Origin of the sequence: Phyllobacterium sp. (genome assembly GCF_037994425.1) — a bacterium.
Classification (GTDB): Bacteria; Pseudomonadota; Alphaproteobacteria; order Rhizobiales; family Rhizobiaceae; genus Phyllobacterium.
Map to the genome: position 1 here is coordinate 1 of NZ_JBBNAM010000302.1, position 8,380 is coordinate 8,380.

Here is an 8,380-nt window from a genome sequence, read left to right on the forward strand (position 1 = left end):
GCATGCGCGCCGATGGCCAGGAATTCCACTGCCGCGGCGTCGCTTAGCGAGAGCCCGGCCGTGGGATAGAGATTGCCGGCGGGAACCAGCATCCGCTCGCACATACCACCGTCGCGGTGCACGCCGAGCACCTCGATTTTGACGCAGCAGTTCGGTTTTCCCTGACGGCACGCGACGCATTCGCCGCAGGCAAGATATGGATTGACATAGACCTCCTGTCCGACGGGAATGCCGACGTCGTCGCCAACTGCGATCACCTTACCGGAAACCTCGTGCCCCATGATGCGCGGATAGGCAATAAACGGATGCTTCCCCTCAAAAATGTGAAAGTCCGTGCCGCAGATGCCGACTTGCTCTACCGCCAGAAGTGCCCATCCCTTAGGCGGAATTTTGGGTTCCGGACGATCTTCGAGTACCAGATTGCCCGGGGCAACACAGACAGCGGCCTTCATCGTGTCGATCCTTGAGTGCAAATAGGTTTGGAAGAGCCCGCCGGAAATCCGGCGGGCGCTTCGGGATTATTCGAAATCCTCAACGTTATCCGGCGTGACAAGCCCCGCTCCGGTGTCGACGTTGGCGTCCACCGGGTCACCATGGATGGCCTTTACCACGGTCGCGATGCCAAGCTCACCCATCTTCGCAGGATATTGCGCGACGCTCGCATCTTCCGTTCCGGCCCTGATCGCTTCAAGTTCGCCGCAACAGGCGTCAAAACCCACAAGAATGATTTTGTCGTTGGCAATGTTCGCATTGGCGAGCGATTTGACGGCTCCGGGAATGGGCGGGCCGCAGGCCGCGTAGATCGCCTTGAGGTCCGGATTGGCCGTCAAGATGTCTTCGGTAACTGAGGTGCCCAGTTCGAGCGTGCAGTTGGTAGCGCCCTTGGCCACGACGTCGACCTTGACGCCGCCCAAACCCTCCATCATCCCGGTGACGCGTTCGTCCAGCGCCGGCACGCCCGGCACGCCTTCGAGAATGGCAATCTGGTCGCCATCCTTGAGCTTGGTCTTGAGGAACTCGCCGGCGATCTTGCCGCCGTTGAGGTTGTTGGTGGACACCAGGGCCGTCTGGCCCTTCCAGCCAGGGATGCTGTTGTCGACCAGCACCACCTTGATGCCGGCGGCGACGGCCTTGTCGAGCGCCGGTGCGACGGTGGGATCAACTGGCGTGATCGCCAATCCCTTGACGCCTTGCGTGACCATCGATTCGATCAGGGCGATCTGGCCTTCGATGTCTGTTGCCGACTGACCTTGGCCGGTGACGAGCTCGATCCCGGGGTGGTCGGCAGCGTATTTTTTGGCCGCCTCTTCCATCGTCGAATAGAACGGCACCGGAAATTTGGTGATCAGCCCGATCTTCACGCTTTCGGCGGCTGCCGTTGGGTTTGCCATCACGGCGACCAGCGCCGGCCCCATCAAGAACTGCAATCTCATCGCTTCCTCCCTGTTTTGGCGGGCCCTGCACGGTCTCCTCGCGGCCGCCTTTCGAACCCGCAATTTTTCGGCTTAAGCCCCGACGATCATCGAGACCAGTTCCTGTTTGTTGTCGCGTGTCGGAACGAGCTCGCCGACTTTCCGCCCTTGTCTAAGCACCACGGCTCGACCGGCCAGTTCCGTCACGTGCTCCATGTTGTGGGTGATCAAAATGATCGCATTTCCGCGGTCGCGCAGCGCGCCGATAAGGTCGAGCACCTTGCGAGACTCGCGCAGACCGAGCGCCGCAGTCGGTTCGTCCAAGATGACCACCTTGCGGGCAAAGACCGCCGAGCGCGCGACGGCGATGGCCTGGCGCTGGCCGCCGGACATCAATGCCACCAACGCGTCGAGGTGGGGCAGCGACACATTGAGAGACTGGATCAACGAGCGCGTCTGTTCGTCCATCTTCCGCTTGTTGAGGAAGCGAATGGCGCGCGGTAGCCATCTCGGACCGGCGATCTCGCGTCCGGCAAAGAAGTTCTGTGCTGGAGTTAGGTTGTCGAAGAGCGCGAGGTCTTGATAGACAGTCTCGATGCCGGCCGACCGCGCGTCGGCGGGCGACCGTAGAACGTTGGCCGCGCCCTCTATCACGACGTCGCCTGCGTCCAGGCGGTGGACGCCGCTGATGCACTTGATAAGCGTGGATTTTCCCGCGCCGTTGTCTCCGAGCAGGGCGAGGATCTCGCCGCGATGGACGTCAATGCTGACGTCGTCGAGCGCAACCACCGAGCCGAAACGTTTGCAAGCACCGCGGACGGACAACACGGGATGTTGCTGATGTGCGGCGAGCTGGTGCTGTGTCATGGTCCGGTCTCCGCCCGCAGCACACGCATGCGGGACTCGAGATGGTTGCGAAGGACGTCAGCCTCGACGGCGACGACGATGACAACGCCGATGACGATCAGCTGGTAAAACACCCCGACGTTCAGGAGATTGAGGGCATTACGGATTACGCCGATCATGATCGCTCCGATCAAGGCGTGGCCGATGTGCCCGCGACCCCCGAGAAAACTGGCTCCGCCGATGATGACCGCGGCTATGGTGTCGAGCTCCAGTAGATTGCCGAATAGCGGCGATCCCGCATCGGTGCGGCCGGCGAGAAGTACGGCTCCTATGCCTGCGCAGGTTCCCGACATGACGTAGGTCGAAACCAAGACCGCGGAAACGGGGATGCCCATGCGGACGGCGGCGTCGGCCCTGCCACCCACGGCATACATCCAGCGGCCCCAGACCGTCGACTGTGTAAGGACGAACATCAGCCCCGCAACCCCCGCTACCACGAACACCGACCCGGGAAGCCCGGCAAACGCCTCTTGGCCCAAGCTCCGGATGGCTGGCGGCATCCCTGGAATGGCGCGGCCGTCGGCAAGCTGGAGGGCGATGCCTTTGGCGATGCTGAGCGTCGCCAACGTGATGATAAACGGGTGCGGCAGGCGTCCGTAGACGTAAAACAGTCCGTTGACGGCACCGACGGCGGCGCCGGCCGCGACCATGACGGAAACGACCATCAGCGTCGAAGCGCCGGCGTGAAAGCTCAGCGCCCCGAGCACCGAAGCCAGTGCGAGGTTCGATCCGACCGAAAGGTCGATCCCCTTGGTCAGAATGACCAGATGCTGTCCCATCGCGACGACGCAGATCACCGCGGTCTGCGCTAGGATGTTGCCGAGATTGCGCGGCGACAGAAAGTATGGCGACAGAAGGCTTAAGACCAGAACGAGACCGATCAAAATGAGGACAGCACCGGCACCGAGCAACTTGAGGCCGACGGCCACCGCGATATTATCGCTGTTCGCAACAGCGGCGGCGCGCGGTTCAGCGACTTCTCGTTCAAGTGGTTTGTCCATGCCCGTCAACACAACCTCCTGATGACAATGCAACCTGGGGCTTGTATTCTTATCGATAAAAAGCCGCACGGCTGGACGAACGTCAAGTTGTTTTTTATAAGTAATAAGCAACCCAAAAAAGACAGGCAAACTTGTGAAGCCCAATTCAGTTTTCAAGAAAGCATTCAACCGCACACTGCAACTGCTGGACGCCGGCGATGCCGACATCGGCGCTATCTCCGAGAACGCTCTGCGTACAAGGATCGGCGTCAGCCGCACTACCGTGCGCAAGGTGCTTGGCGAGCTTCAAGTCCGCGGCATAAAGGCGTCAGGCAACGGTCCGACGGCGGGCAGACCCATTCAGGAATCCGATTATTTTCCTGATCCGGAGACGACGTCGAAACGCCAGCATGTCGAAGAACAGTTCATGGAGTGGATGCTGCGCGGGGATACCCAGCCAGGCACGCTCATCAACGAGCTGCAGCTGGCGAGGCAGTTTGGCGTGGCAACCACCGGCGTCAGAGAATTCCTGATCCGCTTCAGCCGCTTCGGGCTCATCGAGAAAAGGCAGAATTCAGGCTGGCTCTTCAAGGGATTCACCGAGGAGTTCGCGCTCGAACTTTTCGAGATCCGCGTCATGTTCGAGTTGCGCTCGGCTGTCCTCTTCGCTGAACTACCCGATGAATCCCCCTTGTGGACGGAACTTGCCGAACTGAAGATGGCGCACCAACAGTTGCTGTTGGAAATCGGCCGGCGCTTCCACGATTTTTCGCGGTTGGACAATCGCCTGCACCGCCTCATAAATCGCGCTGCGCCGAACCGTTTCATCGACGACTTCTATGACGTGATCACCCTTATCTTCCACTACCACTACCAGTGGAACAAGAAAGATGAACTGCAGCGCAACGAGGCAGCGATCGGCGAGCACCTCGCCTACATCGACGCACTGTTCAGCGCAGACACGCACGAAATAGAGCGCACGTGCCTGCGCCACATGACCTCGGCGCGAACGACGTTGATCCGCTCGCTTCAGGGGGCGGCCTGAGCTTCCCCCCTGTGTGCCGTTCAAATGGCGTAGACAACGCTCGATTCCCTCACCCATCGGGGTGGCCGGGTGAAAGCAGTTGCCGGCTCCTGGGAAATCGCACGATAGGCTGCGTCACCCTCCCAATGTGCTCAGGAGGCGGGAATACCAATACGCGGCATCTGACCATACAAGGACGATAGCACCAATCTAGACATTTTAACCCTGGCTTGGACTCTGTAAATCAAGTTGATAGGATCTCTAGCGTCAGGCGGTTTTTATCACTTCATTTGATGTGCATCCCGATCCGTTTGCCGAGTGTCACGCCGGCCAAGTTCTCAAGTGGTAGTGGATGCCAGCCCAGATGCAATACCCGCTCGGCGCTTCGTTCGACGCGGATGAACTTCGAGCGTTCAGGGAATAGGTCGCTTGTCGCATTGACCCAGATCAATGCGTAGACCGTTTGAAACCGCGAGAATTCAAATCCCTGCAATGGCATTCGCGGAAGGCATTGTTACGGTTTTGAGACAGACATTCTTGACATGGGTTTGGCCATATCGCCGCGCGCGATGTTCCAGTAGAACAGCTTTCCAAGTTCAATTGGGAGTGGAAGGAACGGTGGGGTAACGAATAGGCCGTAGACCCATGCCGGCCTCACCTATCACAAAGCACCGGCGGGTTGGGCCTTGCTCTATCGCCTGAGGCGATCGCGCGAAATGAGCATCGACTTCCTTCAGCCATCGTGCAGGCCTCTTATCGCGGTTTCAAATCGAGGAGGCTAGAATGGCAGAGCAGCATGTGCACGAAATTGACGCAGCGATAAAGGAGCTCATATCGTCTCGGCGGCAAGAAGTTTTGCAGATTACTCAAAACGGCGCAAACCCAGGACCAATCAAGAATCTGATTGAAATACAGGCAGCGATCGAAGCTTTGCTTCGGGCACGTGAACAGGAGAACGTGCCTTAATCTTCTTGCGCACTGCGACATAACTCGCCCGACCGCCAATTGGCGCGGAGTTAATGCTGAAAAAAGGATGGCAGGGGGTCTACACGACTTCCCTCATCGTCTCGTACACGAGACCCTTCACCAAAACCCGGGATTGCCGGACATTCCGGCCGATTGGCCCGACTTTTCGCCTGATGTCAGGAAACCGATCTAACCTCGATACGCTTTGCAGCTGCCTCCGGAGCTCTCGGGATGGCGAGGTGAAGCACACCGTCCTTCATGCTGGCGTCAATTCCATTGATGTCGAAATCCCCGGAGAGAGTGAACTGCCGCTCGAAATCGCCGACCTCATACTCGCGATAGGCCTGGCTGTAGCCCGCGGGCGTATCCTCTTCGACGCGGCCATAGATCGACAGCACCCGCTTCTCCAACGTGACCTCCAGACCCTCCGGGCTGAGGCCAGGCAGATCCGCCACGACGACAAGGCCCGTTTCAGTTTCGTAAATGTCAACCCAGGGTACGAAGACCGGCCGCTCATGGGTCCGCTCGCCCGCGTCCTGCTCCGCGGACAGCTTGCCCTCCAGCTCCGGTTGGCTAGTCGGCATGGCCTGAGACTGCTTGCTCCCCTTCGTTCCCGCTCTAGTGATCTCTCGCTTAGCCACGGCCCGCCTCCTTGCTCGCCTTCACGTTAATGCGCTTGGGCTTGTCCTCTTCGGCCCGAGGAAGGTCCAGAGTTAATACGCCATTGACGAGATCCGCTTCAACCTTGTTCGGATCGACCACAAACGGCAATGACACGGTCCGGACAAACCGGCCACGACGACGCTCACGCCGGTGGTATCCCCGCCGGGCTTCCTCAGTTTCGGTTTGCCGCTCTCCGCTGAGCGTAACGGAATCTCTGTGTATCAAGATGTCCAAGTCTTCTGATCTTACCCCAGGCAGTTCGACGGTGATGATAACGCCGTCCTGGTTTACGAAGACATTCACCGCCGGGAATTCCAGTCGGCTCACTTCGTCTTGGAGGCGGCGTATGTTGCGGAACGGGTCTGCGCCGAATAGCATTCGTGCGATCATTGTCTCCTCCTCGGAAAGCCGCGCCGCAAGGCCCTCGGGTTCCCTCGTTGTACAGCTGGGCCATCCCCGCCCTTCATCGCCCATCGGCGGTGCGCCATAGAGCGACGGGTACCGAGCCCGCGGTCACTTCCAGCTCTGAACTTTGGTGTATGGCCAGTTTGTCTCCGCATGACGATGAAGAAGAATGCACAGATAGGCACTTTGTTGCTTTGATCTGAATCAATTCGAACAGCTCGTTGGATGGTTATCTCGTGTCGCGACAGTTCGGGAACTTGACGTGGTTGAAGGGATCAAAGCCCGAATGTGGAAGTTTCACTTAAATTTCCTCCCTAGGTTGATTCAGAAAAATTGACTCTAGCGCCTACCTGCGCGAACGATCCGCCGCCTCGTCGCGCTTACAAGACGCGTAGAGGGTGTCCATGACACGGCAACTTTTTATAGTGTTCCCTACAGCCGTTTTTGTTTGATATGCAGGGTATCTTTATTAGGTAAGTTGCAATCTCACATTGACGTGGATCAAGGGCGCAGCAGTTTTGCCATGGGTATGCCGGCTTTGTGGATGCCGAGATAAGCTCTCCTCCTGCTCCTGAAGCGGTGAATACAAAAGCAAAGACGGAAGTTCAGCTGCGAAGGGGAGCACCTGCTGGTCCGGGAATGTCGCGCCGCGGCGGCGCGACGTGGAGACAATTTCCGCCACTATTAGCGCAAAGCTCGGCGGTGGGCAGATAACGGGGAGTCCCTCAGAGGGCTCGGTTCGCCTTGGGCTATCTGCTCCATACTCGCTTCAGCTGGGCTTCGCTACATCCAGCCAACTTTGCCGTCCTGCTGATACAGTTTCCACCCAACCGCAAGGCAATGATCCGGTTAAGGCCGCGTGCTTCCGCCAGAGGCGCGGACGATCGGCGGCGCGCGCGAGATTTCGCGCCGGCTGCTGATCAAGGCGGCGCGGCAACTGCGGCGAGAGAATTTCTATGCGGCTGGCTTTTGGCTCTGGCTGTCGATCCGGGATTCGGCGTGGTCGGACACCACGAGGAAGTCGAGCGGGCGGCTGAGCTTCGCCCGCTGGCCGGAGTTGGACAACACCTCTTCCCCGCGGGCAAAGCGATAAGCCTCCTCCGGCCCCAAAGTGGTGCCCATCAGGCCGTCGTCAAACGAGAGGCGGGTATGGTGTCGCCCCAGAGGACGCGGTTGGGGAAATGCTGGTCCGGGCACGGCGAATAATCGCGCTTTTGCTCTTCAATGTTCTTTATTGCGCCATCGGTCAGAGGGGCATCCTGGGCAGCGGCGAAGTGGCTGAAGACGCCGGTCGCAAGCACGAGTCCGATGGCCGTCAGCCGCGGGAGGGCTGCGCTATATCTGTTTTGTTTCATGGTCGTCTCCCCTCCGGTTCATTTCTTGAGCGCAATCTATATGAACGCCTCTTGTGGATCCGCCAGTCGCCAGTGGGCGCAGCCGCCGCGCTTCAGGGCTTGTAGGTGCACGCGGTTTCAAAACAGGCGTCATAGGTATTCTCCAGATCGTCCTGGACGATATGTGCGACGCCATCGACTGCCTTGATCGTCAGGTCCTCGTCGATCACCTTGACCCGGAATTTCCAACCGTCGACAAGTTTGAGCTACGAGCCGAGACCTTCGAGCCCGCCACAGGTCAAGTCCGGATCGACAATGCCCGAGAAGGCCTGCATCACCCATGGCGTTCCTTCGGGATATGCATTCTGACGACCCAAAGGCGGCCGGCGCTCACATAGCAAATATTTGCGAGACGGTTTTCCGCAGTGAAGTATATTTGTCGCCTGGTACTAAGCCTCGCTTGCTGACCACATCAAGATGGCGGGTGCAGTTATTTTGACCTTTGAGGGGAGACGACGATGCGCGGAACTCTGTTGACGCTTTCACTCTTGATCGGCGCTGTGAGTGCGTTGCCCGCTCTTGCGGCCGACGACAAGAAGCTGCCCACGAAAGAGCAGCTTGCGAACGACAACAAGCTCTTCCTGACGCTGGCGACGAAGGCTCTTCATTGGCGGGAGCCGCAGGAACCGT

10 protein-coding genes are annotated in these 8,380 nt (G+C 59.0%); 2 read left to right on the plus strand and 8 right to left on the minus strand.

Annotated elements, in window-relative coordinates; translation table 11 throughout:
* The 4 genes from AAAB35_RS20605 to AAAB35_RS20620 all read right to left on the minus strand — a co-directional run.
* A partial coding sequence (locus tag AAAB35_RS20605; protein WP_340670141.1) for an alcohol dehydrogenase catalytic domain-containing protein occupies window positions 1–452 on the minus strand: 452 nt, incomplete at its 3' end.
* A 66-nt stretch (window positions 453–518) separates the two neighbouring features.
* Window positions 519–1,433, minus strand: coding sequence for a sugar ABC transporter substrate-binding protein (locus AAAB35_RS20610; protein WP_340670142.1), 915 nt, complete (start codon window positions 1,431–1,433; stop codon window positions 519–521).
* Window positions 1,434–1,505: 72 nt separating this feature from the next.
* The gene (locus AAAB35_RS20615) at window positions 1,506–2,279 is read right to left on the minus strand and encodes an ATP-binding cassette domain-containing protein (RefSeq protein ID WP_340670143.1); all 774 of its coding nucleotides are present in this window, start codon (window positions 2,277–2,279) and stop codon (window positions 1,506–1,508) included.
* Window positions 2,276–3,319, minus strand: coding sequence for an ABC transporter permease (locus AAAB35_RS20620; protein ID WP_340670144.1), 1,044 nt, complete (start codon window positions 3,317–3,319; stop codon window positions 2,276–2,278). Before AAAB35_RS20620 ends, AAAB35_RS20615 begins: the two co-directional genes overlap by 4 nt.
* Window positions 3,320–3,452: 133 nt before the next feature.
* On the opposite strand from AAAB35_RS20620, the gene AAAB35_RS20625 reads away from it, so the two are divergent.
* Together AAAB35_RS20625 and AAAB35_RS20630 are read left to right on the plus strand one after the other, a co-directional pair.
* A complete protein-coding gene (locus AAAB35_RS20625) occupies window positions 3,453–4,343 on the plus strand; it encodes a GntR family transcriptional regulator (protein WP_340670145.1) in 891 nt (296 codons plus the stop codon).
* Window positions 4,344–5,105: 762 nt separating this feature from the next.
* Complete coding sequence (locus tag AAAB35_RS20630) at window positions 5,106–5,288, plus strand: hypothetical protein (protein ID WP_340670146.1); 183 nt, start codon at window positions 5,106–5,108, stop codon at window positions 5,286–5,288.
* Window positions 5,289–5,464: 176 nt separating this feature from the next.
* Here the strand turns inward: AAAB35_RS20630 and AAAB35_RS20635 are convergent, their stop codons facing one another.
* From AAAB35_RS20635 to AAAB35_RS20650, 4 genes are all read right to left on the minus strand, one after another.
* On the minus strand, window positions 5,465–5,929 hold the full coding sequence (locus AAAB35_RS20635) for an Hsp20/alpha crystallin family protein (protein ID WP_340670147.1): 465 nt from the start codon (window positions 5,927–5,929) through the stop codon (window positions 5,465–5,467).
* A complete protein-coding gene (locus tag AAAB35_RS20640) occupies window positions 5,922–6,341 on the minus strand; it encodes an Hsp20/alpha crystallin family protein (protein WP_340670148.1) in 420 nt (139 codons plus the stop codon). The genes AAAB35_RS20635 and AAAB35_RS20640 overlap by 8 nt, the downstream gene beginning before the upstream one ends.
* A gap of 969 nt (window positions 6,342–7,310) precedes the next feature.
* Window positions 7,311–7,478 (minus strand): DUF3604 domain-containing protein, encoded by a 168-nt coding sequence (locus tag AAAB35_RS20645; protein WP_340670149.1) that lies wholly within the window; start codon window positions 7,476–7,478, stop codon window positions 7,311–7,313.
* Window positions 7,478–7,711, minus strand: coding sequence for a hypothetical protein (locus tag AAAB35_RS20650; protein WP_340670150.1), 234 nt, complete (start codon window positions 7,709–7,711; stop codon window positions 7,478–7,480). Before AAAB35_RS20650 ends, AAAB35_RS20645 begins: the two co-directional genes overlap by 1 nt.
* Between the last annotated feature and the right edge of the window lie 669 nt (window positions 7,712–8,380).

Coding starts and splice junctions, on each gene's coding strand:
- AAAB35_RS20610 (WP_340670142.1), bottom strand. CDS start 1,433: ATGAGATTGCAGTTCTTGATGGGGCCGGCGCTGGTCGCCGTGATGGCA.
- AAAB35_RS20615 (WP_340670143.1), bottom strand. CDS start 2,279: ATGACACAGCACCAGCTCGCCGCACATCAGCAACATCCCGTGTTGTCC.
- AAAB35_RS20620 (WP_340670144.1), bottom strand. CDS start 3,319: ATGGACAAACCACTTGAACGAGAAGTCGCTGAACCGCGCGCCGCCGCT.
- AAAB35_RS20630 (WP_340670146.1), top strand. CDS start 5,106: ATGGCAGAGCAGCATGTGCACGAAATTGACGCAGCGATAAAGGAGCTC.
- AAAB35_RS20640 (WP_340670148.1), bottom strand. CDS start 6,341: ATGATCGCACGAATGCTATTCGGCGCAGACCCGTTCCGCAACATACGC.
- AAAB35_RS20645 (WP_340670149.1), bottom strand. CDS start 7,478: ATGGGCACCACTTTGGGGCCGGAGGAGGCTTATCGCTTTGCCCGCGGG.
- AAAB35_RS20650 (WP_340670150.1), bottom strand. CDS start 7,711: ATGAAACAAAACAGATATAGCGCAGCCCTCCCGCGGCTGACGGCCATC.